This is a genomic window from Nitrospira sp. (genome assembly GCA_030653545.1).
Lineage (GTDB): Bacteria > Nitrospirota > Nitrospiria > Nitrospirales > Nitrospiraceae > Nitrospira_D.
The window spans coordinates 310,199-334,813 of the sequence record JAURZE010000022.1; the positions used below are offsets into that span (position 1 = coordinate 310,199).

A 24,615-nucleotide genomic window follows, 5' to 3' on the forward strand; every position below is an offset into this window, starting at 1 on the left:
CCTCGCAAACCTCGGCGCTTACCCCTTCGCGTTGTACTGAACAACGGCTTCCGCTATAGTCCCGCTACCCCATTCCATGAAAACGCTGGATGACATTCGTCGACAATTCGCTGCTGGTGAATTCGAGTTCAGCCGCCATGCGTTTAAGCGCGCCATCGAGCGAAATATCAGCGACGCCGAAATCCGACAGGCCGGGGCACAAGCCAGCATCATCGAGGATTATCCCGACGACAAATATGCGCCCAGCAGCCTGCTACTCGGATTCACGATCACAGGTCGTCCGTTGCATATTCAGGCCTCACACGTTGATTCAGATCTGTTGAAGATCATTACGATCTATGAGCCGGACCCCGCAGAGTGGTATGATTTCACCAGACGGAGGTAGCTATGTTTCGCTGTCATGTGTGCGGCAAGAGCGAAAGTCGTCAAGAACTGGTGAGCGAGGTCTTTGATATCGAGGGCAAGCCCGTGCGCGTTGAGGAAATTCCTGCGACGGTCTGCCTCCATTGCGGCGAAGCTGTTTTCAGCCGCGACGCCACCGAGCGAGTTCGGCGCATGGTGCATGGGGAAGCGAAACCCTTTAAGTCTATTCAGATGGACGTGTTCGCCTACCGCTAACCCTTAGGGTTACCCACGGCCAGGTTATGTTGCCGCGCCCTCTTCTACTCGTTTGACTCCCCCTTCCCCGCCCTTAGGACGCCCACTTCAACTCAAGCTTCTTGTGATGGACAGCACAGTCCCGCAAATACAGGTTGATCAGGTTCTGATGACCTTCCCCCCGAAAACTAGACCATTGGCTTGGAAGTGCACCTGTGCTGAGATGGGGCCCACAGGAGGGGCCCATGACTCGGAAACGGCACACGGAGGAACAGATCATCGCAGTGCTCAAGGATGCCCAGGCGGGCATCGGGGTTCAAGAGCTCTGCCGCAAGCACGGCATCTCGGATGCCACCTTTTATAAGTGGCGGACCAAGTATGCGGGGCTTGAAGTCAGCGACGTGAAGAAGCTGCGCCAGCTGGAAGATGAAAACCGTCGGCTGAAACAGCTGGTGGCGGAGCAAGCGCTCGACATCCAAGCGCTGAAGGCGATCACCGCAAAAAACTGGTAGCGCCCAAGGCGAAACGAACGGCGGCCCAGTGGATGGCCGAACGCTTTGGGCTCAGTCAGCGACGAGTGTGCCGGTTACTCACGCTCGATCGGAACACGCTCCGGTATTGTCGTCGGCGTCAGGAGGATGCGGCCCTGCGGACGCGAATCCGGGAAATCGCCGAGAGCAAGCGGCGGTATGGGTGTCCCCGGATCTATGTCCGGTTGCGACGGGAAGGCTGGCCGGTGAATCACAAGAAGGTGGAGCGGCTCTATTATCGTGACGAAGGGCTCTCGCTTCGGCGGCGGCGGTGCCCCGGGTCGCCTTGCCCAAGCCCACGCAACCAGGACGTTGTTATGCCATGGACTTTGTCCATGACCGGCTGGCCAATGGCCGGCGGTTCAAGTGTTTGACGATGACCGATCTTTGCTCAAAAGAAGTGCCGGTGATTGAGGTGGACGTGTCGATTGGTGGGGCGCGGGTGTGCCGGATCCTGGATCGGCTGTTTCTGACACGCCCGCTGCCAGAGACCTTGATTCTGGACAACGGGCCCGAATTCGCCGGAACGGCCTTGGATGCCTGGGCGGTGCAGCACGGCGTGCAGCTGCACTTTATTCAGCCAGGAAAACCGGTGCAGAACGCGTTTATCGAGAGCTTCAACGGCAAGTTTCGGGATGAATGTCTCAACGAGCACTGGTTTCTGACGTTGCAGGAAGCGCAACTCGTGATTGAAGCCTGGCGACGAGAGTACAATGAAGAGCGGACGCACAGTGCCATCGGGGATCTGACACCCATGGAATTCATTCACAATCATCAAAACCGGCCCCAAGCAGCACAGGAGTTAACTTCGTTGGCCGTGGTGTAACAAATGGGGGAAGGTCACTGATACGGCATGCCGAGGTCGGTCGCGATCCCCTTGAAATACGCCACCGTCGTTATATCTAGACAAATAGTGAATGGATTTTCTCGCAGAATATCGAGACCTGGAAGAAGAACAATGAGGCGTGAGTAGGGACCGAACCGCTTAGCCTTGTATTACTTTCGTCCTACCAGCCTCAGCCTAAGCAGCGGTCAGCGGGGAGATGTGATTGATCGTACCCTTGATGTTCCGCGCAGCCTCCCACAAGTCCACCGCACGCTGTGCATTCAACCAGAATTCAGGGCTGTTGCCGAATAAGCGAGAGAGTCGCAACGCCATCTCAGGACTCACTGCACGCCGTTCCCGCAGCAACTCATTCACCGTCTGGCGAGACACCCGAAGAGATTTGGCAAAGCTGGATACGGTCAAGCCATACTCCGGCAAGAAATCCTCCCGCAGCATCACCCCAGGATGCGTGGGCCGGACTTTACGCTGTCGCTTGTTGGGGATGCTCATCGTACACCTCTCATCAATGATAATCGGCTATCTCAACCTCGTACGCATCGCCATCTTCAAATCGAAAACACACTCGCCATTGGGCGTTGATGGAGATCGAATACTGCCCGACCCGGTCTCGTTCCAATTTGTGAAGTCGATTGCTCGGAAGTACAGACAGCTCAGTTACGCTCGTCACGAGATCTAGATATTCCAACTTACGCACTGCCCGCTCCCAGATTCCCGGAGGAAAGCGCTTCGACTTACCGCTTTCGTACAGCTCTCTCGTACGCCTGTCGGCAAAGGTCTTGATCACGCGGAAAGTGTAACGCCATACGTGACACCTGTCAACCTGGGCTCTTGCCTGAACGCCAGTAGAAAACGATGGGGCATCGCTTGACGTTACACCTCGATAAATCTCCACGGTCAAGTGGTGTCGTTGCGCTCCCTTCTACTCTTCTGACTTTCCCTTCCCCGCCCTCCGAGAATCCGGCCATGGCTTCGTCCTTCGTCCATCTCCATCTGCATACCCAGTTCAGCCTCCTCGACGGCGCTCAATTAGACGGACCCGCCACTTCCGCTTTTGAGGAGACCCACCGCACAGGTAACACCTGTACCGCCCTCGGAATGGGTCTGCCGGCTGTGGTAATATTCTGAGCCGTGACAACTCGACACTATGGGGATTTTGAATGGGATGAGACGAAGGCGCTCGCAAACCGCCTCAAACATGACGTGCCCTTTGAGGAAGCCCTCACGGCTTTCGCAGATCCACTAGCGATTGATGCGCCCGACCGATATATACCGAGACGGTTTGTATTGATTGGCCATTCGGCGCGCGGCCGAATACTATTCGTCGTGTATGAAGAGCGAGGAGACCGCATTCGGTTAATCAGCGCCCGAAAAGCCTCGCCCATCCAAAGGAGAAAATATGAAAAAGACCTCGACGCATCGTAAGCCAATTCCGCCAGAAGACGCTTTAGAGCGATACGATTGGGGCAAGGCCGTCAGAGGACGACACGCCCAGCGCTTTCCGAAAGGCGCCCTCGCCGTGGTCATCGCTCCCGAACTACGGCGGCACTTCGCAACAGCGGATGCAGTCAACGACGGATTGCGCGTGTTGCTAAAGATGGCGACGCTGGCAAAGACGGGTAGTCCGCCTAAGCATGCACGGACAGGGAAACGGCGAGAGGTCGCATAAGCTGGCCCCAGGGCTGCACACGCCATACTATGCGCGCGATTGGGGTCTAGCCTGAGCATTGACTTATGTGGGCCACGAGAAAATGCAATGTCCCATTCGTGGCGAAAGCCTGGTTCATCTGGTCTGTTGAGTCTATCTCGTTGGTTTTGATCGATGAACACGGAGGCCGGACAGAGCCCCGCGCAGCAGATAAACCAGCCTCGCGATCACATTCGTTGATCGTGCTGTTAAATCTTCCGAGACCCTGCTCAAGACACCCCGGATCGGTCGAATCGTTCCCGAGTTCAGCCGCCCAGACCTCTGAGAAGTGCTCTTCAAAGAGTACCGCATCGTCTGTCTCGTTCAGGACAACGAGATTCTCATTCTGCGAATCGTGCATGGATCGCGAGATTTCCTCGCGCTCGTCCGGCGGGAACCTTGGGACATCGGCGGTTAGCTGCAGCGAGATGAAGAAGAACATAGGAAAACGACTTCGGCGCATCGTAAGCCGATTCCGACGGAAGACGCGTTAGAGCGATACGATTGGGGCAAGCCCGTCGGAGGACGACACGCCTATCGCGTTCTGAAAGACGCTCTCGCCGTGGTCATCGCTCCTGAACTACGGCGGCACTTCGCAACAGCGGATGCTGGCAACGACAGATTGCGCGTATTGGTGAAGATGGCGCCGCGGCAAAGACGGGTCGGTCGCCTAAGCATGCACGGACAAGGAACGGCGACAGCTCGCACTTCACGTATATTGTCGCTTACGTAACACCTACCTCGTAAGGGGTATAGCGTGGTTTCCACCCTCATGATACCCAATACCGTATCCCACACCAGAGGAGACCCCCATGCTACCGCTCATACTGTTTATTGGACTTGTGCTCGCGAGTTGTGGGGGTGGCGGAGAATCCCAGCCCGTTACCGTACCAGGGCCAGCCACACCGATCGCTGGCCCCGTTATCGATGTGCAGAACGCCTTTGAGAATTTTGTTCACACAGGGTATGACTTGCCCATCACGATTGAGGTGGCACGGTTTGCCATGACCCCCTTCGGTCCTGGCGCTATCGTGGGGTATGACACAAGCACAGGCCGCGCAAGCGCCACAGCAGGAATCAGCTCCTCATTTTGCACCAACGCCCAATCGCCGCCGTGCCCTGAGACGTGGCGCGTCATTAAAACGCACACCGGATCCAACGGTACACAAGTGGAGTATCTCAAAGACACCTACACTATCGTCATGACGAAACTCGCGACCCCTGGACAATTCTATGAAGCGTTCGTCGTTTTTGCCCCGCACACCTACACTCAGACCATTCAAGCGGGTGACACTGGAGACGTGCGGAGTGGCATCCAATGGGATACCGAGGGCGGATACCGAGGAGACCGCTCCACCCTAGGGCTGGTGACCGTCGCGTACAGTGTGGAGAGTGACAGACCCAACACACTGTTGGTGACGTTTACTGAATACAACAGAAGCGAGCACCATGACGAGCAGGAATTCATTTCGACCTACCGCGTAGATACCGCTGGGCATGTGACCCCCGTCTCCATCACCATTCGCAGATTCCAAGCACAACAGACGCACTTCTTATCGATCATCACATTCTAAAGGTGTTGCGGGAATTGTTGCGGAAGTGTTGCTGACTGTGGATGAATGAGGTCGTGAATCTGCCGAGACCCTGCTCAAGACACCCCGGATCGGTCGAATCGTTCCCGAGTTCAGCCGCCCAGACCTCTGAGAAGTGATCTGTTGCTGCGCCCTTCCCCACTCTTAGGACGCCCACTTCAACTCGAGCTTCTTGTGATGGACGGCACAGTCCCGCAAATACAGGTTGATCAGGTTCTGATACGGCATACCGAGGTCGGTCGCGATCCCCTTGAAATACGCCACCGTCGTTTTATCCAAACGAATAGTGATCGGCTGTTTTAATTTTGAACTGTACGGGTTTCGCACCCCTTTCATCTTCGAGAAGTCGTACTGCGCTCTCATCTGGTCACCTCCGGTAGTGTGCTGATTCCTGTCGAGTGGCTTTCCTCGCTGAAATGATACGAATCACGAAGTCGCTTTCTTGATAACAGTGGCAGACGACCAGGATTCGAAGCTTGAAACTGACGCCAAGCATGATGAACCGGTCCTTGTCCTCCGAATGGTCCGGATCGTAGAATCGAATGGCATGATCATCCCCGAACACTGTCTGGGCTTCTTCAAACGACACGCCGTGCTTCCGAATATTTTGCTTCGCCTTTGGTTCATCCCATTCGAATCGCAAATCGCTCATATGCACATTGTACATATCATCAATAGTTCATTCAACATCCCCCGCACTCGCGCCCAAAGGAAGACTCGCCTCCTCGTTTCATCGAACGCACTTACCGACTCTTCTGTTTCATTTGAGTCGGGAGAGGGCATCTCGCTCGCTGCCCCCTCGTTTGACTTCCCCTTCCCCGCCCTCCTAGAATCCGGCCATGGCTTCCTCCTTCGTTCATCTCCATCTGCATACCCAGTTCAGCCTCCTCGACGGCGCGAATCAGATCGCGCCGCTCGTGCAGCAGATCAAGTCCTTCGGTCAGCCGGCCGTGGCCATGACCGACTATCCCCCACTGGTTTGACTTCGCCCTACCTGCCGACTAAAATTGTTGCATGATCAAAACATTGAGCGACAAGCGAGCCAAGGATGCCTTTACCGAGCTGGTTGGGCGGGTCTCCGGCAAGAAGGATACAGTCATCGTTGAACAGCATGGGAAACCCGTCGTCGCGATGATTGATTTTGATCGATACCAAACGCTGACGACGAAACGTGATCGACTCTTCAGAGTGCTCGACCGGGTATGGGCAAAAAACCGCACAAAGCCGCCTCGACAGGCCTATCGTGATGCTACTCAAGCCGTAAAGGCTGTTCGAGACACGCCTTCTTCCAGCCACAGGAAGCGTAGTGCCTAGGGCCGTCCTCGATACCAACATTCTCATCAGCGCTCTCATCACCCCTCGCGGGACTCCGGCAAAGGTATTACAGTCATGGCGGGCTGGACACTTCGATGTGGTTACCAGTCAACCGCTGCTTCTCGAATTGCGAGAAGCCCTCTCTCGCCCGCATCTGAAAGACCTCTACCGCCTTTCGCTCTCAGACATTCGCGACTTCGTCACCTTATTCACCAGCGCCGCCTTGGTTGTCACGGCACCGGACGTTACGTCAGCACTCCTCCGTGACCCAGACGACCTTCAAGTGCTGGCCTGCGCCTTGGCGGGCGAAGCAGACTATATTGTCACCGGCGATCTCGACCTTCTCCATCTGCAATCCTTTGAAGGGATAAAGATTGTTCGTCCATCTATGTTTCTCCAACTCCTTATTTCGTCCACATAGACCATTGCCGCTTACGACATACGATTTTTCGCAGAATCATGCATCCTAACCATTGCGGTCATACTGCGTCACCGTGCGTCCCCACCCCTCGTTTGACTTCCCCTTCCCCGCCCTCCTAGAATCCGGCCATGGCTTCGTCCTTCGTCCATCTCCATCTGCACACCCAATTCAGCCTCCTCGACGGCGCGAATCAGATCGAGCCGCTCGTGCAGCAGATCAAATCATTTGGCCAACCGGCCGTGGCCATGACCGACCATGGCAACATGTTCGGCGCGATCGAGTTCTATCGCAAAGCCAAGGATGCGGGAATCAAACCCATCATCGGATGCGAAGCCTATATGGCGCTCGGCAGCCGCCACGCGAAGAAAGACAGCGGGCTCGCCCATAACGATTATTACCATCTGATTCTCCTGGCTCGTAACCTGACCGGCTACCAGAATCTCATCAAGCTTTCTAGTAAAGCATACCTTGAAGGGTTCTACTATAAGCCTCGGATGGATAAGGAGCTTCTCAAGGAGCATCATGAAGGGTTAATTGCTCTGTCAGGCTGCCTTAGCGGTGAGATTCCCTACCTCATCGGCCAGAAAGACATGGACGGCGCCATGGCCGTGGCGGGCGAATTTCAAGAGATCTTCGGGAAGGAACACTTCTACCTCGAAGTGCAGGCCAACGGCCTCGATCACCAGCGCATCGCCAATGCCGGCCTGGTCGAAATCCACAAGAAGATGAACATCCCGATGGCAGGCACCAACGACTGCCACTACCTCAAAAAAGAGGATTCCCATCCGCACGAACTGATGCTCTGCCTCCAAACCGGCAAGACCCTCAGCGACCCGAACCGGATGAAGTTCGACACCGACCAGCTCTACGTCAAATCGACAGAAGAAATTACGCCGGCCTTTGCCGAGTTCCCCGGCGCCGTCACGAACACCTGCCGCATCGCCGACAACTGCGACCTGGAGCTCGTCCTCAACAAGACGCACCTGCCGCAATACAAAGTCCCGGAAGGCTATACGCGCGAATCCTACGTGGAACATCTGGCCATCGAAGGACTCAAGGCCCGGCTGAAAGAACGCCCCAGCACGATCCTGCCGGCCGCCTATGAGTTGCGACTGCGCGAAGAGCTGATGGTCATTTGCTCCATGGGCTTTGCCGGCTACTTCCTGATCGTCTGGGACATTATTCGCTTCGCCCGCTCACGCGGCATTCCCGTCGGGCCGGGACGCGGATCGGCGGCGGGCAGTCTCGTCGCCTATGCCCTGCGTATCACCGATTTGGATCCGCTCGTCTACAGTCTGCTCTTCGAGCGCTTTCTGAATCCGGAACGTGTGTCCCTCCCCGATATCGACATGGACTTCTGCATGGATCGCCGTGGCGAGGTGATCAACTACGTCGTCGACAAGTACGGCAAAGATCACGTCGCGCAGATCATCACGTTCGGGACACTCGGCGCGAAAGCCGCGATCCGCGATGTCGGCCGCGTGCTTGAAATTCCCTATGCCGAAGCCGACAAGGTCGCCAAGCTAATCCCCAACCAGCTCAACATGACGCTGCAACAGGCCCTTGAGATGGAGCCAAAGCTCACGGAGCTGGTCAACACCGACGCCCGAATCGCCGAGCTGATGAAAGTCGCCCAATCGCTGGAAGGGCTGGCGCGGCATGCCTCGACGCACGCCGCCGGCGTCGTCATCTCCGAAGGCCCGCTGACCGACCATGTGCCCCTCTACAAGGGGGCCAACGACGAAATCGTGACGCAATACACGATGGGCGACGTCGAAAAGATCGGCCTGGTCAAATTCGACTTCCTCGGTCTCAAGACCCTGACCATGATCCACCGGGCTGAAATTCTCATCAACGAAACGCATCCTGACCAACCGCCGCTCGCGGTGGAACAGCTCCCGTTCGATGACGTGAAAACATTCGAGCTTCTCTCCTCCGGCAAGACCACCGGGATCTTCCAATTGGAAAGTTCCGGGATGCGCGATCTGCTCACCGGCTTCCGGCCGGACCGGTTTGAGGACATCATCGCCATCATCGCGCTCTACCGCCCCGGCCCGATGGATCTGATCCCCGACTTCATCAAGCGCAAGCAGGGCAAAGTCCCAATTACCTATGAGACGCCCGAACTTGAGCCGATCCTGAAGGACACCTACGGGGTCATCGTCTATCAGGAACAGGTCATGGCGATCGCCAACAAGATCGCCGGCTTCTCGCTGGGACAAGCCGACATTCTCCGCCGTGCTATGGGTAAGAAGAAGCCGGAGGAGATGGAGAAGCTGCGCGTCAAATTCCTGGAGGGCGCGAAGAACAACAAGATCGCCGAGAAGAAGGCGGAGAAGCTCTACGAACTGATTCAAAAGTTCGCCGGGTACGGGTTCAACAAGTCGCACGCGGCGGCCTATGCCGTGGTTTGCTATCACACCGGCTACCTCAAAGCGCACTACCCGACTGAGTTTATGGCCGCACTCATGACCACGGACATGGGCAACCAGGATAAGATCGTCGGCTACTTCACCGAATGCCGCGACCTCGGCATCAAGGTACTGGGGCCGGATATTAACGAGAGCGGCAAGAACTTTACGGTCATCGACCGCGCCATCCGGTTCGGCATGGCGGCGATCAAGAACGTGGGCGAAGGAGCCGTTGAATCCGTCCTCGCCATACGGGCAGAGACCGGTCCGTTCAAATCCTTCTTCGATTTCTGCCGACGCGTCGACCTCCACAAAGTGAACAAGCGCATGCTGGAAGGCCTGATCAAAACCGGCGCCTTCGATTCCACCGCCGCGAAACGGGCGCAGCTCATGGCCGTGATGGATCAAGCCGTGGAAGACGGCGCCGCCGCACAGCGCGAGCGCGACCTCGGACAAACCAGCATTTTCGGCGACGAGCACAGCGGCCCCGATACCTCCGCCACGCTGGCCACGCCGCCGCTTCCGGCGATCGCCGAATGGGATCAAGCGCTACGATTAAAATATGAGCGGGAATTGACGGGATTCTATATTACCGCCCATCCACTCACCCGGTATGAAGCGACACTCAAAGCCCTCTCGACGGCCACGACCGTCGGACTCTCGGACGTGTCCGACGGGAAAGAAGTCCGGATCTGCGGCATCATCGCGTCGGTCAAATCGATGATCACCAAAAAAGGCGATCGGATGGCCTATCTGAACGTCGAAGATCTGCACGGGACCGTCGAAGTCATTGCCTTCCCGGATCTCTTCAAAACAGCCGGCGAGCTGATTGCCCCGGAGCGGCTGGTGCGCATCACCGGCACCATCGACCGCGGAGACAAAGGCACCAAGCTTCGGGGTGTAAAGATCGAGCCGCTGGCCGATGTACAAACGCAATCCATCAAGCGCGTCCAGATCAGACTGTCGGATCCATCGGAGACCACCGACCAACTTCCGAAACTGCGCGATATTTTCACGCGTTACCCCGGCAACACGACGGTTTCACTGACGTTCTCGATGGGGAACGCCCTGGAAGCCGATACCGTCCCCCTGCCGAACCACACGATTTCCCCCAGCGAATATTTTGTGGCAGACGTTGAAGAAGTGCTAGGCAAAGGGGCCCTGTCTTTGCTATCTTAGTGTACGTAATTGGGGGTATGCCTCCATAAGGATTCACCCTGGAAAACCGAGCTCCATGCGCGACTATCTCGAGTTTGAAAAGCCGGTCCGCGAGATCGAAGAAAAGATCGAAAAGTTAGCGGCGGCCAATTCAGGTAAAGCCTCCACGCAGGAAGAAATCCGGAAGTTGCGCGGAAAACTTGCGCAGGTCGAGACCCAGCTCTATAGCACATTGACCCCCTGGCAACGGACCCAACTGGCCCGCCACCCCCAGCGTCCCAGCACACTCGATTACATCAGCGAACTCAGCCGCGGATTTTTGGAACTCCATGGGGATCGCTCCTTCGGAGACGACCGGGCCATCGTCGGAGGATTTGCCAAGTTCAACGACCGTACGGTCATGATCATCGGACACCAGAAGGGCAAGACGCTGAAGGAGCGCATGCAGCGAAACTTCGGCATGCCCAATCCAGAAGGCTATCGGAAAGCCTTGCGGCTGATGCGCTTGGCGGAAAAGTTCGGCCATCCCATCATTACGTTCATCGATACTCCGGGAGCCTACCCCGGCATCGGCGCGGAAGAGCGCGGACAGGCGGAAGCCATCGCCCGCAATCTTCTGGTGATGTCGCGGCTCAAAGTCCCGATTCTGTCCGTTGTGATCGGCGAAGGCGGCAGCGGAGGCGCGCTGGCGCTGGGAGTGTCAGACCGCGTCCTCATGCTGGAACATTCGGTCTATTCGGTGATTTCTCCTGAAGGCTGTGCGGCCATTCTCTGGGACAACCCCGCCAAGGTCCCGGATGCGGCCATGGCCCTTAAGATTACGGCCCAGGACCTGATGGGGCTTGGCGTGATCGATGAGATCGTTCCCGAGCCCTTAGGCGGAGCGCACCGTGAACCCAAAGCCGTCTGCGACCGGGTTGCGAAAGCCCTCACCAATCAACTCTTTCAACTGCTCGATCTCCCGCACAATGAACTCCTGAACCAGCGCGATCTCAAATTTCGCAAGATGGGCGCCGTTGAAGGACTCGTCGCGCAGGCCTAGCTCCCGGCCCTCCTAATTCTCCACAGGCTGTTCAAAAAGACCGTCCAGCAAGGCCGCAGCGAGCGCAGAGGCGAGGCGTACGCTTCGGTACGTTGAGTCTCTGCGTGAAGTGAGAACGCCGCTGGCGGGCGTTTTCAACAGCCTGCTAGCGCAGCAAGCCCGCATCCATGAATCGCCGTTGAATCGCCGCCTGCATGGTTGAGGCCACCTCCCCTCGGCAGGCATCCAGACTGGGATCTTGTAGGTACCGCTCAATCGTCCGCGGCAGTTTTTTCCACCAGGCTCTCGCCGAGATCCGCGCCTGATCGGCCTCGACCCCCTTCCCGGCAAGCAGCTTTCGAATCTCATGCTCAAAGAACGCGACATGCGTTTCTTCGTCATCCACGATGGACTGCATGTCCGGCCGGAGGCCGACCAGCAGCTTGGCAAACTCCAGCCCGAGGGCTTCATATCCGAACAACAACACCGCGAGCGACGACCACTGCTGCGGCACCGTCGGCAGCACTTCACGTCCCCACGACTGATACCCTACGAGTGTTTCAAAATGCTGTAGGTGCTCTTCCTCGTCTGCCTCGTGCTGTTTGAGGAAGGCCAGAACATTCGCCGGCACATCGCGCAATTGCGCCGCTCGCACAGCCCAAAGAGCCATGGCCTCGGCTTTAAGAAATCGCTCCAACAGGGATGATTCGCACTCAGGCGGCAAGCGGAACGGCTCAGCGTGATCGTGTAACGGTGACATAATCGACCGTCATAGTACGCGAGCCGCTTTTTAATGTCCAAGAGACCTAGAGGACGCACAGGTTGCCTCGATCTATTGACCAGCGCAAATCCGACCTTCTATTGTCAGAATCCATCGCATTTGAGACAGTACGTACAGCTACTCACCAGACCGACGATATGTCCACGCACCGTAGATTGACGTCGGTCCACCAACGAGGACAGAATTCCATGAAAAGCCCCACTGCCTTGCCGCTATCGACGCGCCTGTGCCCACTCAGCCTCTGCCTCCTCACCAGCGCCTTGCTTACGGGAGTCGGCTGTGTCAGCCAGCAAACTTATGACAAAGCCAAAGACGAAACGAATGAACTGACCCGCACCCTGGATGCGACGCGCACCGACATCACCGAGTTGAATCAGCGCATTGCGGCGCTGAAGGCCGCGAATCGGCAGGAAGATGCCGCCGCCACCGAGCTGCGCGCGGCCATCCAGCGGGAAGAGGACGCGCTGCCGGTTTTCAGAAAACGCGCGGAAGAGAAGCTCGCCGCTCTCCAAACACAGGTGGCAACCCTTGTGAACCAAAGCCGTCTGCTCGCACGAGAGATGGCAGACGCGAAGCAGGAGGGCGTCTCATTGCAGGCGATGGTCACGCAGCACAAACAGGAGATGGAGGAATCACGCGCGCTGCTCACCCCGATCACACCGGCAACGAGCGCGCAGACCCAACCGACCGTGACGCCGGTTGCTCCCTCGATCACACCGATCAATCCGGCCTTGCCGCCGCAACAGACGGCACAAGCCGCGCCGACCGCTCCTGTGAAGCCGGCGACCGCGCCTCGTCCGGCTAAGGTGGAACCAGATCAGGCGGACGAGTCTTGGACCGATTGGATCAAGAACAGGGTATCCAGTATATGGAGTTGGATCTTCAACTAGGCGGTAGCAGTCCGGCCCTGCACAATCCCTGTCGTACCCTTCCGCCGCAGGCCGGAGTATTTTCCTTGCGCAAGAAGCAATAACTAACCATGGAGATCGCCCGTGAATCGCCAAACAAAAGGATGGTTGGCAACCCTCTGTGTGATGCTGCTGACTGGTTGTGCCGGCATGCAAGGCCCGCCGGAGGATCTGCTGAAGCGAATACCTGTCGTTGAAATCGGACAACCGGAGCCGGTCGATAAAAACTACATTCTCCATATTCCCGGAGGCAAGACCATCCCAGTTCAGATGACGGTGAAAGGCCCCCTCATCGTCAATCCGGGAGAAGCCACCACCCGCATCCAACTGACCCAGAGCCTCTACCTCTATAAGGAATGGTCCAGCCTCGACGGAAGAAACTGGACCCATCAGGCCTTTCAAGGCCGCGTCGCCATCGGACTGGCACCCCAGGGCGGCATCGTCGAGGTCTTTGTGAATCGACCGGATTAACGGGGCGTGAACCAGGCCACCGCTCCTGCGCCGGCTGCGCGGCCGCTGGCAAAGCAGGCCGTGAGCAGATACCCGCCCGTCGGGGCCTCCCAATCCAGCATCTCTCCAGCGCAAAAGACCCCCGGCACCTCGCGCAACATCAATCTGGCATCGACCGCCTCAAAAATAACGCCACCGGCCGAACTGATCGACTCCGCCAGCGGCCTGGTCGCAATCAGTTTCAACGACAGCGACTTGATCGCGGCGGCCAGTTTCGCCGGATCGGCAAAGTCTTCTTTCGACACGACCTCACGCAAAAGGCCGACCTTTACTCCGGTCATGCCGAGCCGGCGCTCCAGATGCGTCGCCATGGTTTTTTTCCCGCGGGGCTTGGCAAGATCGTTCGTTAAACTGGAGAGATCACGGTCAGGCGCCAAATCCAGCCGCAAGACGGCGAATCCCTTGGTGGCAAGTTCATCACGGAGCAGTGCGGACATCGAGTAGATCACGCCCCCCTCTACGCCCGTCGAGGTCACGACGAATTCGCCTTGCTGCCACTTTTCTCCGCCCGCCGGCGTCTGAATTTTCAACGCCACAGACTTCACCGGATGGCCGGCGAACTTCTTCTTGAAAATTTCCGTCCAGGCAATATCGAACCCGCAGTTAGCCGGGCGCAACGGACTCACCGAGACGCCGCGCTGAGCGAGCCATGGCACCCAGGCCGCATCCGAACCCAGCTGCGGCCAACTCCCTCCGCCGAGCGCGAGGATCACCGCGTCGGCACGAACGAGCTGCTTCCCCTCGGGAGAGTCAAACTGCAGCGCGCCTTGCGCATCCCATCCATGCCAGCGATGCCGCACATGAAAGCGAACGCCGGCCTGACGGAGTCGCCGCAGCCAGGCCCGCAACAACGGAGCCGACTTCATATCTTTCGGAAACACCCGACCGGACGATCCTACAAATGTCTCAATCCCCAGTCCCTTGACCCAGGCGCGCAGGGCCTCCGGTCCAAAGCCGGCCAGGAGCGGAGCGATCTGAGTCCGCCGCATCCCATACCGCGACAGCATTTTCTCGACCGGCTCGGAATGCGTGAGATTCAGTCCACCCTTCCCGGCCAGCAAGAATTTGCGCCCGACCGACGGCATGGCGTCATACAAGTCCACCTGCGCTCCCGCTGCGCTCGCACTCTCCGCCGCCATCAGGCCTGCCGGACCACCTCCGATAATCGCGATCTTCATCGGGCCCACCGCGATCCGTTCCCATCAAACTGCCACATCCTCATGTCGTGCTTCGCTTTCGTGTGATTGATTGTTTCAACACCAGTTGGAGCGCCACCGCCTGATTGAATCGTTCGTCCCGGGCAGAATACACCAGCGTGACAGGTCCTTCCTTCGCCTGCTGCCGGACCGCGTCGAGCAGTGGCTGCTGTTCCCTTAATTCGATCCGATACCGCTTGCAAAACTCTTCCCACTTGACCGGATCATGATTGAACCAGCGCCGCAAGATCGTGGACGGGGCAATGTCTCGCATCCACAGATCAATGCGTGCCGCGACTTTCGAGACACTCCGCGGCCACAGCCGATCCACCAGAATCCGATACCCATCGCCCTTCATCGCCGGCTCGTAGATGCGCTTGATCCTGACCAGGGTCGCGGCCATTACAATCCGATCGTTTCAATCCGCTGCACCTCTTCCGCCGTCAACGTGAATTGATCCGCTGCCAGATCTTCCTTCATATGTTCGGGATTCGTGGTCCCCGTCAAGGGCAGCATCCCGATCTGCATGGCGAATCGGAAGACAATCTGAGCGAGCCCGGCCCCGTACTTCACCGCCATTGCGCGCACATCAGGCTCCGTAAAAACCTCGCGATTCGCCGTGAGGAGCGAGAAGCCTTGATACATGATCTGGTTCGCCCGACACAGATCCCGCACTTCCTTGTCCCAGCCGAAAGCAGCATAGCAGCGATTCTGCACGACCATCGGCTTATGCCTGGCCTTGGCGCATAAGAGCGAGAGCTGTTCAGCCGACACATTGCTGACACCGATCATTTTAGCCTTGCCGGAATCGTAGAAAGCCTCGATCGCCGCCCAGACTTCCCAATCAGCCGCGCCCAATCCCCGCCTGGAATAAGGCCCATGCAGAACATAGGAGTCGAGATAGTCGGTGTGGAGATGCGACAAGGAACTCTGAAAGGACTGATTGACCTGTGTTGTAAGATCCGCACTCGCCTCATAGGGCGTCCGATGGTCCTGCCCGTCAACCGAGGTAAACTTGGTCTGAAGAAACAGCGACTCCCGTTTAAACCCCTGCGTGGCCAGATTAAGTAACGCGTCCCCAACCAGGGCTTCCTGATAGTGGATGAGCTGATTCGCCGTGTCGATTGCCGTAAAGCCTGACGCCACAGCGAGTTGCACCAACTGGCTCGTCGCCTCTTTCTTCCAGGCCGTGCCGTACATGAAGGAAGGAATCGAGATACCGTTATATGCCATCAAAGTCATGAAATAGCCTCCTGGGCGCATGCTGACGGAAACCACCCCTCCCTGTCCAGCGGGATCGAGCCCTTACCAAGTAATTGACTATCCAATCCGACTACCGCTTTTCATGGGGGGCGTCCCTCTTCGGCTTCTGCTATACTTTCCCTCATGTATCGACGGGTTATGCCTCATATGCTCATCATCGGCTGGCTCGCGCTCCTTACTTGCCTGTGGACCACGGGAGATCTGGTCGTTGATCTGGTGTTTGAAACGCCGGACGTGACGTCCAATGCCGATGCTTCAGCGGAAGAACCGGATAATGCCGCCGAACACCTGCTCATGCCATCCGAGCGAGCAGACCACTCACCAACGGACACCCTCACCTCAGCCCCGGCAACTGACTTCCATGCGACCACTCTTGCCATCACAGCGCCAGATAACGCCGCTCTTAAAACCGCCTCTTCCCATCATCCACCGCCCAGAAGTAGCCCTGTCTCATTTTCCATCCCTCTTCGCATCTAGACTCATCCAGCGTCTCCACGCCCTACGCTCGTCCTGTTGATCGACGGGGGCTTCTCTTATTACCAACGGAGGCCTGTGATGCGGCATGCGTGCATCCTTTCACGTTTCATAGATATTCGCGCTCAGATATTTCTCGCTCTGGCTCTCATCGTTACGCTAAACCACCTGGCAGTATTCAGTGTGGTCCTAGCTGCACAAGGCATTGCGGAAGGTGAAACCGCCTCGATCGATGCGGTTCATATCGAAGGATTGATCCATACAAAACAGGAGACCATTCTCCGGCTGCTGCCCCGGCCCCTGCCAGCCGAATTCACCGGAACGGAAGTTGAGGAGTTTGAACGACGTGTGCGCAACCTGAGCCTCTTTGATCGCGTCCAGGTAACGCGGGACGGCCCCACGCTGTCCGTAGACGCCCAGGAGAAGATCACCCTGGCACCGATCCTGAACTTCACCAGCGGCAGCAGCGTGAAGGATCTGAATGCAACCGTCGGTCTGGTGGAATACAACCTGTTCGGCACAGGCACGCAACTCGGCGGGCAGTTCAACTACAGCCAACGCGGGCCGAACGTCGACCTATGGCTCTCACAACATGCCTTCGAGCCGAATCGATGGGCCAAAGAAATCAAGGGCTCGTACAACGTAAATGGCATCCGATTTGCCGATTCGACGTCCACCTGGACGCGGAATCGGATCGGCACCGAATTGGAGCTCAAAGGGCCGTACGACTATCGCACGCCGTTGCGGTATGAGGTGGTCCTCAAAGTATACCGTGAGCTAGTCGAGGACCTGAAAGCAGATCGCCGACCGCCCGATGGGTATTATGTCGGCCTGATCCCTGAACTGACATGGGATCAGTACCACTGGCACGATCTGGTGCCCAGCGGGTACCGCATCGCGCTGGAGCTTCGACCCGGCTTTTTGTTCGGCGCCAATCAGCAGCGCCACGAAGCCAAGGTGCGCTACCTGCACGGCATCCCCCTGGGATCAACCACTGTGCTGATGCTCAACAGCGTTGCTGAAGCCGTGAACAATAGTGGTAACCCGAATCACAGCCTCCTGATCGGCAGTATCACCGGCGTGCGGGGACTGTCCGATAATCTCTACCGCAACCGCGCGCAAGCCTATACCAACCTGGAACTCCGGCATGCCATTTCCGTGGCGCCCCGCTGGGCTGTACAAGGCGTCCTATTTTCCGACTTCGGCACATTTCGATCATTCACTGAAGAAGGGAGGCTCCAACATTGGAAGGGAACCGTGAGTGTGGGGACCGGAATACGCATCATCCCCACCTTTCTCTCCAACACACTCCTACGAGTGGATGTGGCCCATCTGTTCTCGCCGAATCACAATACACTGCTCCAGATCGGCATCACCCAGTATTTCTGACCAGGACAGAGAGCCCGATCGCCGGGATAGGCTCGCACTCGCTGTTTCAAACCGCCGGTGGAATTGATAGAGTGCGGCGCACATACCGAAGCGGAGCACAAAGACTATGGATAGCGAAGAGACCCTTCCCGTCGTCGAACTGAGAGTCACACCCCGCTACAGCCAGGCCAACCCCTGGGTGATCCAGGCGATCTCAGGATTCTTATCGGCCTATTTTATGGAATACCCGGGCTTCCGGGTGCTTAGACACGCCGATGAGGCTTCATCGGGTATGCACGTGTGGACCTGTGAGATTCCCGCTTCGCTGAAGGTGCCTCGCCTGCTCAAACGGCTGCAAGCCGACATCCCGCCATCCAAAGTCGTGCCCCCGGACGAATCTGCCCCAACCCCAGCTCAATACATCATCGATCGCCTGGAATCCTAGCCTGAACGGACAACTGACATTCTGACGGCCTTCCGCACCACCATGCTGCCGCCAGATTACAGATAGGTGGGAAAGATCGGAGGGAAGATACTAGCGAGGCTTGAACCACTCCAACACACGCTCACAGGCGGCTTCCAGCGGGCGATCCGCCATGATCGCAATCCCGGCTAACGCCAACAGACTCATCACAAAACTGGCTTCTTCAAGGTCTGTCATGGGAACGCCTCCTGTTGAGACGTACCCTATCTCACTTGTCGGCGACACGGTAGTCCCCGAAAGAGGGGCCCACATGGACAGATCAACAAACCCCACCCCCCCCCTTTTGAGGGGAGCCATCATAGACTCTTTGAGAGCCATGGCAGGCTGTTCAGAAAGGCATTCAGCAAGGCCGCAGACGAGGACAGCACCGGAGGCGTAGCCTCTGGGCTACGTTGAGGATGCTGTCGAGGCGAAAACGTCGCTGGCGGACTTTATCAACAGACTGCTAGTCGCGGAACAGCCTGACCGTGACCTTCTGTCCCTTAATCCTGGTGCGGCCCAACGCGTCGATCACGTCGCGTGCCATGGATTCCGGAACTTCCACGAGCGAAAAGCGTTCTTCGATTTCAACGCCGCCGATCTGAGCGGACCCCAGCTTGGCTTCGTTCGCAATCGCGCCCACCAAATCGCCCGGCCTGATGCCCGCGGCACGGCCGGCCCCGATGTAGATCCGGGCAGAGTTCGGCGTCCGACCGCCGGTCGGTCTGGCGCTCGGCCGCCCCTGCGCCTCGCGAGGCCGGATACCGCGCGACATCTCGCCGGACATCGGCGACGGACGCCGCATCCCCGGTCGCGCATAGTCCGGACGGGAATAGTCCGGCACTCTGGCTTGCACGGAAGGAATCTCCTGCTCTTCGACATCCCCGCCCTGCGCCTGATGCGCCAGCTTTACCGCTGCCGCCGCCACATCGACCAATTCAAAATCTTTGGCCAATACCGTCACGACAGACCGGAAATGCTCCACATCGCCTGCGGCTAGCAGCTCTCGAATCGACGTCAACGTCCGCTCGATCCGCTTGGTCCGCAGATCGGCCACGCTGGGCACTTGGGCGACAATAATTTTCGCCTTGGTCAACTGTTCGATATTCCGAAGCAACCGGTGTTCGCGCGGTTCGACGATAGTAATCGCCTCCCCTTCACGACCGGCCCGGCCGGTACGGCCGATCCGATGCACGTACACTTCGGGAGAAGACGGCAAGTCATAATTCACCACATGGGAGACGCTCGGAATATCCAAGCCGCGCGCCGCGACATCCGTGGCCACCAGAATTTGCGTTTGCCCGGACTTAAACGCGGTCATAACGCGGTCCCGTTGCGGCTGGCTCATGCCGCCATGAATGGCTTCAGCACGATAATCCCGTCCCGCCAGGCCGGCCGTCAATTCATCGACCTCCAACCGGGTCCGGCAGAAAACCAGCGCCGACTTCGGAGCCGCCAGATCCAGCACCCGTATCAGGGCCGCCACTTTGTAAGGACGATTCACCACATACGCCGTTTGCAGCACGCGCGGCGCGGCGCCGGCTTTGACCAATTCCTTGGCGATCTTGATCTCGACCGGATTCTTCAAGTGCCGATGGGCAATCGACGCGATGCGCGGCGGCATCGTGGCCGAGAACAGGGCCGTCTGCCGATCCGCCGGTGTTTGTGTGAGAATTGCCTCCAGATCGTCGGCAAAGCCCATATCCAGCATTTCATCCGCTTCGTCCAACACCACCATCTGCACGTGCTTCAGCTGCAGCGTGTTCCGTCGAATGTGGTCGAGCGCCCGGCCGGGCGTCGCCACCACAACGTCCACACCGCGCTTCAGCGCATACAATTGCGGCCCGATCGCCTGCCCGCCGTACACCGCCAGTACTGAAATCCGCAGCTCCTTGCCGTACCGCTGCACCGCTTCACCGACCTGAATCGCCAACTCACGCGTGGGCACCAGGATCAGCGCCGCCGGGCGCTGCTTCGCGCCATGGGCCAGCCGTTGCAACATCGGCAAGGCAAACGAGGCGGTCTTCCCGGTCCCGGTGGCCGCCTGCCCCAACAGATCGCGGCCTGCCAGCAACGGAGGGATCGACTCCCGCTGAATCGGCGTGGGCTCTTCGTACCCCAGCGTATCCAGCGTCGCCAGCAACGAGCCTTCGAGGCCAAGTGCGGCAAAACCGGGAGAAAAGCCATGAACGGAGGGGGCGGTGGACGGTTCAGTGTGATCGGATTTCATATAGCCTAGGCGGCACCTTTCTGGTGTTAGACCGACATGTGCTTGGGCCATAGCGACTCAAGCTCAGGAAACTTCTTACGATAATCAGCATGACTGGCGTGAATGACTTTCATCGCTTCTTCGCGCCCATACACGCTCGTGATCTCAACTTTATGCTGCACCGACCCCGGCGCCATCTTGTACGTCAAGAAATAGTGCTGCAGCCGGTCGATCAGCGAGATCGGACAGTCGCCGATGTCCTTGAAATCGCCGTAGGCCGCATCGTCTTTCATGACTGCGATGATTTTGTCGTCCGCTTCCCCGCCGTCGGCCATACTGAAGCCGCCGATGGGAATCGCGGTGAGCAGGATATCGCTATGGGCGATCGTCTTCTCCGTGAGGACGCAAATGTCCAGCGGATCGCCGTCGCCGATCATATTCTTCCGTTTCGCCCGTTTGCCGAACAGTCCGGCCACTTTTTCGCCGCAATAGGTTTGCGGAATGAGTCCGTAATAGACGGGACAGAAATTCGAAAACCGCTGCGGACGATCGACCTTCAAAAATCCGCTGTCTTTATCGACTTCGTATTTCACGGTGTCGGTCGGCACGATTTCAATGTAGGTCGTCACCACATCCGGCGCCTGTTCCCCGATCGACACTCCGTGCCAGGGATGCGCCTTGAACATCAAGCCCATCAAACGCTGAATTGGATCCATCCCCGAACGCCCCATCGACTCCTCCTGATCTGAATGCCAATATTCACGCGCCGGCATACGCCGAACGCAGTTGTCTGAACCGAGTACAGAATGCTGAATGAGAGACCGTTGAACGGATCACGCGGCTGACCGGTTCCGCATTCATCGACACCCGCCTGCACGACCGACCCGGCACCTGGCTCGCTCGACGCAACAGACCAAGGCCTGCGTGCGCAAGCGGCAGCATACGTGGGCCGCCTACATGCGACAAGATGCGGAACGGTCTCTTTCGTAGAGGACAACGAACAACGGACAAGAGGAAAAACGGCTAGTCGTCTTCAGGCAGTTGAATCGGTCCCGCCCATTCCCCTTTGGCCAGCGCCACTTCCTGATACCCGCCATCAGGCCACTGAAACTGTCCGACCTGGTCCACTTCCACGATAAACGGGTCGGCTTCATGCGCCGTTCCCCGAAACCAATACCATCCAGCCACTCTCGGCTTGTCGAGAGTCCACTGATAGCCCGCCATCTCCTCGATCCTCTCGTGCTTCCCCACGCGGTCTGTTACAGTCTGCTCCACGTGAGGTTGCACCCTATCATGTCTCGGCTCCCAATAGAAGATGTCCTTTCGGACCTCTGCCACGCGCTCATTCGGTCCCCCAACGGGCTCCTGACCGCCCCACCGGGGGCCGGAAAGACCACCCGTGTGCCGTTGGCCCTGCTGGACGCTCCCTGGCTCCAGGAAAAGAAGATCCTCATGCTGGAACCCAGACGCCTGGCCGCCAGGGCCGCGGCCCATCGCATGGCGACCACGCTCAATGAGCGTCCCGGCGACACAATCGGCTATCGCATGCGGCTCGATACGAAGATCGGGCCGAAGACCAGGATCGAGGTCGTGACCGAAGGGATTCTGACCCGATTACTCCAACAGGACCCCTCGCTCAGCAGCTATGGTGCCGTCCTCTTCGACGAATTTCACGAGCGCAGCCTCCAGGCCGACACCGGCCTGGCGCTCTGCCTGGAATCGCAGCGGCTCTTCCGTCCTGACCTGCGCCTACTCATCATGTCGGCCACATTGGATTGCGGACCAGTCAGCCAACTGCTGGGCGGCGCACCGGTCATCACCTGCGAAGGGCGGATGTTTCCGGTCGAGACCCGATATCTGGATGAACCCATTACGGGGTATCTCGATACCGCCGTCACCAGGATCATCCGCCGCGCGCTGGCACGGGATCAGGGCAGCCTGCTCGTCTTCCTGCCGGGCATGGCCGAGATCCGGCGCGTCGAACGCCAGCTCCTCGATGCGAATCTGGAATCGACCATTCATATTGCGCCGCTCCATGGAGACCTCCCCCAAGATGCCCAGGATGCGGCGATCGCCCCGGCGCTCCCGGGCACGAGAAAAATCGTATTGGCCACATCCATCGCCGAGACCAGCTTGACGATCGATGGCGTCCGCATCGTCATCGACGCGGGCCTGTTGCGCGTACCGCGCTTCGATCCGCGTTCAGGACTCACGCGGCTGGACACGATTCGCGTCACGCAGGACTCCGCCGACCAGCGGCGCGGGCGAGCCGGACGATTGGAATCGGGCGTCTGCTATCGACTCTGGACCGAGCGAGAACAGGCCACGCTGGCCGCCCGCCGGCCGCCTGAGATGCTGGACGCCGATCTCACATCACTCGTCCTGGAGCTAGCGCTCTGGGGAACGACCAACCCGGCAGAACTCTCATGGCTCACCCCCCCGCCTACCGGATCGGTCACCCAGGCGTCCGATCTGTTGATCCGATTGGGCGCGTTGGATTCATCGGGCCGCATCACAGCCCATGGCAGGCAGCTGGCTGAACTGGCGTTGCATCCCCGCCTCTCTCACATGCTGCTGAAGGCCGGGCCGCTAGGCCTGAACGACCTGGCCTGCGACCTCGCAGCTCTGCTGGGTGAGCGCGACCTGCTCCGGGGTCCGGCGGGACGACAGCAGGCCGATATTCGCACCAGACTTGATGTCTTACAGGGACAGCATGACCATCCGGGCATTACAGTCGATCGAGGCGTGTATCATCGCGTGACCAGCACGGCGGAGATGTGGCGACGACAGCTCCTTCGCCACTCCGCTAAGACATCCCCTCGTACCAAGTCTGATCAACGTGGCGTCGGTATCCTGCTCGCCCTCGCCTATCCGGATCGGATTGCACAGCGCCAGGCTGGCACTGATGCGCGCTATGTGCTGGCCAACGGACGCGGAGCCCTCTTCGCCACCCCCGATCACCTGGGATCGGAACCCTATCTCGCCATTGCCGAGTTGGACGGCGGCGCACAATGGGCCAAGATCGAGTTGGCTGCGCCGATCTCGCAGGCAGAAATCGAGAGCCTCTATGCGGACCAGATCATTGAAACTGAAGCCGTCAGCTGGGATGAGAAAACACAAGCAGTCCAGGCGCTGCGCCAACGGCGATTCGGCGGACTGATTCTCTCGCAGCAGAACCTCTCCAAACCGGATCCCGCTCTGATCGCAACCGCCTTGCTCCACGGCGTGCGCCAGGCCGGAGTGAACCAGCTGGCCTGGACGCCGGACCTGCGCCAATGGCAAGCGCGCGTGCAGTTCCTCAGACGAACGGAGGGACCTCCGTCAGTCTGGCCGGATCTGTCCGATGCACACCTGTCGCAGACGCTGGACCATTGGCTCGGCCCTTTTCTCCAGAGCATCACCACACTCGAACGTGTACAGCGGATGCCGCTCGATCAGCCGCTCCACGCCCTGCTGAGCTGGGATCTTCAACGGCAACTTGATCGTCTCGCCCCGACACACATCACAGTCCCGAGCGGCTCGAATATCCGAGTGGATTATGAAAGCGGCGAGATCCCCGTTCTGGCCGTGCGACTCCAAGAACTCTTCGGCTGTCAGGACACTCCCCGCGTGGCAGGGGGAACAGTTCCCGTCATGTTGCACTTACTTTCCCCGGCCAAACGCCCGGTCCAAGTCACCAAAGACCTGGCCAGCTTTTGGGCCACCGCCTATCAAGATGTCCGGAAAGAACTCCGTGGCCGCTACCCGAAACATTCCTGGCCGGAGGATCCCCTCACCGCCCCGCCGACCGCAAAGGCCAAACGGCGGTCCTCATGACTCCCATCATTGGTAGGGTAGACCGCGCCGATGAACCGACCGTATAGTGGCT

The 24,615-nt window shown here is 58.4% G+C and carries 28 protein-coding genes and 1 pseudogene; 16 read left to right on the forward strand and 13 right to left on the reverse strand.

Annotated elements, in window-relative coordinates:
* The first annotated feature begins 76 nt into the window (after positions 1 to 76).
* From Q7U39_08240 to Q7U39_08250, 3 genes and pseudogenes are all read left to right on the forward strand, one after another.
* Positions 77 to 385 (forward strand): DUF4258 domain-containing protein, encoded by a 309-nt coding sequence (locus Q7U39_08240; protein MDO9117932.1) that lies wholly within the window; start codon positions 77 to 79, stop codon positions 383 to 385.
* 2 nt (positions 386 to 387) lie between these two features.
* Complete coding sequence (locus Q7U39_08245; protein MDO9117933.1) at positions 388 to 618, forward strand: YgiT-type zinc finger protein; 231 nt, start codon at positions 388 to 390, stop codon at positions 616 to 618.
* 224 nt (positions 619 to 842) lie between these two features.
* A pseudogene (locus Q7U39_08250) lies at positions 843 to 1,953 on the forward strand (IS3 family transposase).
* Between the two features lie 195 nt (positions 1,954 to 2,148).
* On the opposite strand, the gene Q7U39_08255 reads toward Q7U39_08250, so the two are convergent.
* Entirely contained in the window at positions 2,149 to 2,463 is a 315-nt protein-coding gene (locus tag Q7U39_08255; protein ID MDO9117934.1) for a HigA family addiction module antitoxin, read from the reverse strand.
* Positions 2,464 to 2,476: 13 nt separating this feature from the next.
* Positions 2,477 to 2,758, reverse strand: coding sequence for a type II toxin-antitoxin system RelE/ParE family toxin (locus Q7U39_08260; GenBank protein MDO9117935.1), 282 nt, complete (start codon positions 2,756 to 2,758; stop codon positions 2,477 to 2,479).
* Positions 2,759 to 3,370: 612 nt separating this feature from the next.
* Here Q7U39_08260 and Q7U39_08265 point away from each other — a divergent pair.
* The gene (locus Q7U39_08265) at positions 3,371 to 3,640 is read left to right on the forward strand and encodes a hypothetical protein (GenBank protein ID MDO9117936.1); all 270 of its coding nucleotides are present in this window, start codon (positions 3,371 to 3,373) and stop codon (positions 3,638 to 3,640) included.
* A 46-nt stretch (positions 3,641 to 3,686) separates the two neighbouring features.
* Here the strand turns inward: Q7U39_08265 and Q7U39_08270 are convergent, their stop codons facing one another.
* Positions 3,687 to 4,100, reverse strand: coding sequence for a hypothetical protein (locus Q7U39_08270; protein ID MDO9117937.1), 414 nt, complete (start codon positions 4,098 to 4,100; stop codon positions 3,687 to 3,689).
* Positions 4,101 to 4,470: 370 nt separating this feature from the next.
* On the opposite strand from Q7U39_08270, the gene Q7U39_08275 reads away from it, so the two are divergent.
* On the forward strand, positions 4,471 to 5,232 hold the full coding sequence (locus Q7U39_08275) for a hypothetical protein (protein MDO9117938.1): 762 nt from the start codon (positions 4,471 to 4,473) through the stop codon (positions 5,230 to 5,232).
* Positions 5,233 to 5,394: 162 nt separating this feature from the next.
* On the opposite strand, the gene Q7U39_08280 is transcribed toward Q7U39_08275, so the two are convergent.
* Together Q7U39_08280 and Q7U39_08285 are read right to left on the reverse strand one after the other, a co-directional pair.
* Complete coding sequence (locus tag Q7U39_08280) at positions 5,395 to 5,613, reverse strand: hypothetical protein (GenBank protein ID MDO9117939.1); 219 nt, start codon at positions 5,611 to 5,613, stop codon at positions 5,395 to 5,397.
* Between the two features lie 4 nt (positions 5,614 to 5,617).
* The gene (locus Q7U39_08285) at positions 5,618 to 5,902 is read right to left on the reverse strand and encodes a BrnT family toxin (GenBank protein ID MDO9117940.1); all 285 of its coding nucleotides are present in this window, start codon (positions 5,900 to 5,902) and stop codon (positions 5,618 to 5,620) included.
* A 187-nt stretch (positions 5,903 to 6,089) separates the two neighbouring features.
* On the opposite strand from Q7U39_08285, the gene Q7U39_08290 reads away from it, so the two are divergent.
* From Q7U39_08290 to Q7U39_08310, 5 genes are all read left to right on the forward strand, one after another.
* Positions 6,090 to 6,233 (forward strand): PHP domain-containing protein, encoded by a 144-nt coding sequence (locus tag Q7U39_08290; GenBank protein ID MDO9117941.1) that lies wholly within the window; start codon positions 6,090 to 6,092, stop codon positions 6,231 to 6,233.
* A 31-nt stretch (positions 6,234 to 6,264) separates the two neighbouring features.
* Positions 6,265 to 6,564 carry a hypothetical protein gene (locus Q7U39_08295; GenBank protein MDO9117942.1) on the forward strand — a complete coding sequence of 100 codons (300 nt, stop codon included), beginning with the start codon at positions 6,265 to 6,267 and terminating at the stop codon, positions 6,562 to 6,564.
* Positions 6,557 to 6,985, forward strand: a complete 429-nt coding sequence (locus tag Q7U39_08300; GenBank protein ID MDO9117943.1) for a putative toxin-antitoxin system toxin component, PIN family — start codon at positions 6,557 to 6,559, stop codon at positions 6,983 to 6,985. Before Q7U39_08295 ends, Q7U39_08300 begins: the two co-directional genes overlap by 8 nt.
* A gap of 128 nt (positions 6,986 to 7,113) precedes the next feature.
* Positions 7,114 to 10,575, forward strand: coding sequence for a DNA polymerase III subunit alpha (gene dnaE / locus Q7U39_08305; GenBank protein MDO9117944.1), 3,462 nt, complete (start codon positions 7,114 to 7,116; stop codon positions 10,573 to 10,575).
* A gap of 55 nt (positions 10,576 to 10,630) precedes the next feature.
* Positions 10,631 to 11,596: an acetyl-CoA carboxylase carboxyltransferase subunit alpha gene (locus Q7U39_08310; GenBank protein MDO9117945.1), complete on the forward strand. Its 966-nt coding sequence runs from the start codon at positions 10,631 to 10,633 to the stop codon at positions 11,594 to 11,596.
* 145 nt (positions 11,597 to 11,741) lie between these two features.
* Here Q7U39_08310 and Q7U39_08315 read toward each other — a convergent pair whose 3' ends face one another.
* Positions 11,742 to 12,335: a hypothetical protein gene (locus tag Q7U39_08315; GenBank protein ID MDO9117946.1), complete on the reverse strand. Its 594-nt coding sequence runs from the start codon at positions 12,333 to 12,335 to the stop codon at positions 11,742 to 11,744.
* 209 nt (positions 12,336 to 12,544) lie between these two features.
* On the opposite strand from Q7U39_08315, the gene Q7U39_08320 reads away from it, so the two are divergent.
* Together Q7U39_08320 and Q7U39_08325 are read left to right on the forward strand one after the other, a co-directional pair.
* Positions 12,545 to 13,246: a hypothetical protein gene (locus Q7U39_08320; GenBank protein MDO9117947.1), complete on the forward strand. Its 702-nt coding sequence runs from the start codon at positions 12,545 to 12,547 to the stop codon at positions 13,244 to 13,246.
* A 102-nt stretch (positions 13,247 to 13,348) separates the two neighbouring features.
* Complete coding sequence (locus Q7U39_08325) at positions 13,349 to 13,735, forward strand: hypothetical protein (GenBank protein MDO9117948.1); 387 nt, start codon at positions 13,349 to 13,351, stop codon at positions 13,733 to 13,735.
* Here Q7U39_08325 and Q7U39_08330 read toward each other — a convergent pair.
* Genes Q7U39_08330 through Q7U39_08340 form a run of 3 tightly spaced genes read right to left on the reverse strand, consistent with a single transcriptional unit; the run spans position 13,732 to position 16,212 of the window.
* Positions 13,732 to 14,952, reverse strand: coding sequence for a TIGR03862 family flavoprotein (locus Q7U39_08330; protein MDO9117949.1), 1,221 nt, complete (start codon positions 14,950 to 14,952; stop codon positions 13,732 to 13,734). The two genes, Q7U39_08325 and Q7U39_08330, sit on opposite strands and share 4 nt — an antisense overlap.
* Positions 14,953 to 14,992: 40 nt before the next feature.
* Complete coding sequence (locus Q7U39_08335; GenBank protein ID MDO9117950.1) at positions 14,993 to 15,373, reverse strand: DUF488 family protein; 381 nt, start codon at positions 15,371 to 15,373, stop codon at positions 14,993 to 14,995.
* Positions 15,373 to 16,212, reverse strand: coding sequence for an aldo/keto reductase (locus Q7U39_08340; GenBank protein ID MDO9117951.1), 840 nt, complete (start codon positions 16,210 to 16,212; stop codon positions 15,373 to 15,375). Before Q7U39_08340 ends, Q7U39_08335 begins: the two co-directional genes overlap by 1 nt.
* 168 nt (positions 16,213 to 16,380) lie before the next feature.
* Between Q7U39_08340 and Q7U39_08345 the strand changes: the two genes are divergently transcribed.
* The 3 genes from Q7U39_08345 to Q7U39_08355 all read left to right on the forward strand — a co-directional run bounded on the left by Q7U39_08345 (position 16,381) and on the right by Q7U39_08355 (position 18,520).
* The gene (locus Q7U39_08345) at positions 16,381 to 16,710 is read left to right on the forward strand and encodes a hypothetical protein (protein ID MDO9117952.1); all 330 of its coding nucleotides are present in this window, start codon (positions 16,381 to 16,383) and stop codon (positions 16,708 to 16,710) included.
* Positions 16,711 to 16,890: 180 nt separating this feature from the next.
* Complete coding sequence (locus Q7U39_08350; GenBank protein MDO9117953.1) at positions 16,891 to 18,096, forward strand: hypothetical protein; 1,206 nt, start codon at positions 16,891 to 16,893, stop codon at positions 18,094 to 18,096.
* Positions 18,097 to 18,202: 106 nt separating this feature from the next.
* Entirely contained in the window at positions 18,203 to 18,520 is a 318-nt protein-coding gene (locus Q7U39_08355; protein ID MDO9117954.1) for a hypothetical protein, read from the forward strand.
* A 90-nt stretch (positions 18,521 to 18,610) separates the two neighbouring features.
* On the opposite strand, the gene Q7U39_08360 is transcribed toward Q7U39_08355, so the two are convergent.
* The 4 genes from Q7U39_08360 to Q7U39_08375 form a co-directional block, all read right to left on the reverse strand.
* Positions 18,611 to 18,736, reverse strand: a complete 126-nt coding sequence (locus Q7U39_08360) for a hypothetical protein (protein ID MDO9117955.1) — start codon at positions 18,734 to 18,736, stop codon at positions 18,611 to 18,613.
* A gap of 268 nt (positions 18,737 to 19,004) precedes the next feature.
* Positions 19,005 to 20,768, reverse strand: coding sequence for a DEAD/DEAH box helicase (locus tag Q7U39_08365; GenBank protein MDO9117956.1), 1,764 nt, complete (start codon positions 20,766 to 20,768; stop codon positions 19,005 to 19,007).
* A gap of 26 nt (positions 20,769 to 20,794) precedes the next feature.
* Entirely contained in the window at positions 20,795 to 21,478 is a 684-nt protein-coding gene (locus Q7U39_08370) for an inorganic pyrophosphatase (GenBank protein MDO9117957.1), read from the reverse strand.
* 292 nt (positions 21,479 to 21,770) lie between these two features.
* On the reverse strand, positions 21,771 to 21,971 hold the full coding sequence (locus Q7U39_08375) for a hypothetical protein (GenBank protein MDO9117958.1): 201 nt from the start codon (positions 21,969 to 21,971) through the stop codon (positions 21,771 to 21,773).
* A 69-nt stretch (positions 21,972 to 22,040) separates the two neighbouring features.
* Between Q7U39_08375 and hrpB the strand changes: the two genes are divergently transcribed.
* On the forward strand, positions 22,041 to 24,563 hold the full coding sequence (hrpB, locus tag Q7U39_08380) for an ATP-dependent helicase HrpB (GenBank protein MDO9117959.1): 2,523 nt from the start codon (positions 22,041 to 22,043) through the stop codon (positions 24,561 to 24,563).
* Positions 24,564 to 24,615 lie beyond the last annotated feature (52 nt).

Bases quoted from the DNA above. Each gene is read 5' to 3' on its own strand.
- Q7U39_08330 (MDO9117949.1), bottom strand. From the start codon at position 14,952: ATGAAGATCGCGATTATCGGAGGTGGTCCGGCAGGCCTGATGGCGGCG.
- Q7U39_08320 (MDO9117947.1), top strand. From the start codon at position 12,545: ATGAAAAGCCCCACTGCCTTGCCGCTATCGACGCGCCTGTGCCCACTC.
- Q7U39_08255 (MDO9117934.1), bottom strand. From the start codon at position 2,463: ATGAGCATCCCCAACAAGCGACAGCGTAAAGTCCGGCCCACGCATCCT.
- Q7U39_08290 (MDO9117941.1), top strand. From the start codon at position 6,090: ATGGCTTCCTCCTTCGTTCATCTCCATCTGCATACCCAGTTCAGCCTC.
- Q7U39_08375 (MDO9117958.1), bottom strand. From the start codon at position 21,971: ATGGCGGGCTATCAGTGGACTCTCGACAAGCCGAGAGTGGCTGGATGG.
- hrpB (MDO9117959.1), top strand. From the start codon at position 22,041: ATGTCTCGGCTCCCAATAGAAGATGTCCTTTCGGACCTCTGCCACGCG.
- dnaE (MDO9117944.1), top strand. From the start codon at position 7,114: ATGGCTTCGTCCTTCGTCCATCTCCATCTGCACACCCAATTCAGCCTC.
- Q7U39_08340 (MDO9117951.1), bottom strand. From the start codon at position 16,212: ATGACTTTGATGGCATATAACGGTATCTCGATTCCTTCCTTCATGTAC.
- Q7U39_08355 (MDO9117954.1), top strand. From the start codon at position 18,203: ATGGATAGCGAAGAGACCCTTCCCGTCGTCGAACTGAGAGTCACACCC.
- Q7U39_08240 (MDO9117932.1), top strand. From the start codon at position 77: ATGAAAACGCTGGATGACATTCGTCGACAATTCGCTGCTGGTGAATTC.
- Q7U39_08295 (MDO9117942.1), top strand. From the start codon at position 6,265: ATGATCAAAACATTGAGCGACAAGCGAGCCAAGGATGCCTTTACCGAG.
- Q7U39_08365 (MDO9117956.1), bottom strand. From the start codon at position 20,768: ATGAAATCCGATCACACTGAACCGTCCACCGCCCCCTCCGTTCATGGC.
- Q7U39_08285 (MDO9117940.1), bottom strand. From the start codon at position 5,902: ATGAGCGATTTGCGATTCGAATGGGATGAACCAAAGGCGAAGCAAAAT.
- Q7U39_08360 (MDO9117955.1), bottom strand. From the start codon at position 18,736: ATGACAGACCTTGAAGAAGCCAGTTTTGTGATGAGTCTGTTGGCGTTA.
- Q7U39_08315 (MDO9117946.1), bottom strand. From the start codon at position 12,335: ATGTCACCGTTACACGATCACGCTGAGCCGTTCCGCTTGCCGCCTGAG.
- Q7U39_08265 (MDO9117936.1), top strand. From the start codon at position 3,371: ATGAAAAAGACCTCGACGCATCGTAAGCCAATTCCGCCAGAAGACGCT.
- Q7U39_08275 (MDO9117938.1), top strand. From the start codon at position 4,471: ATGCTACCGCTCATACTGTTTATTGGACTTGTGCTCGCGAGTTGTGGG.
- Q7U39_08280 (MDO9117939.1), bottom strand. From the start codon at position 5,613: ATGAGAGCGCAGTACGACTTCTCGAAGATGAAAGGGGTGCGAAACCCG.
- Q7U39_08245 (MDO9117933.1), top strand. From the start codon at position 388: ATGTTTCGCTGTCATGTGTGCGGCAAGAGCGAAAGTCGTCAAGAACTG.
- Q7U39_08335 (MDO9117950.1), bottom strand. From the start codon at position 15,373: ATGGCCGCGACCCTGGTCAGGATCAAGCGCATCTACGAGCCGGCGATG.
- Q7U39_08345 (MDO9117952.1), top strand. From the start codon at position 16,381: ATGCTCATCATCGGCTGGCTCGCGCTCCTTACTTGCCTGTGGACCACG.
- Q7U39_08270 (MDO9117937.1), bottom strand. From the start codon at position 4,100: ATGTTCTTCTTCATCTCGCTGCAGCTAACCGCCGATGTCCCAAGGTTC.
- Q7U39_08370 (MDO9117957.1), bottom strand. From the start codon at position 21,478: ATGGGGCGTTCGGGGATGGATCCAATTCAGCGTTTGATGGGCTTGATG.
- Q7U39_08310 (MDO9117945.1), top strand. From the start codon at position 10,631: ATGCGCGACTATCTCGAGTTTGAAAAGCCGGTCCGCGAGATCGAAGAA.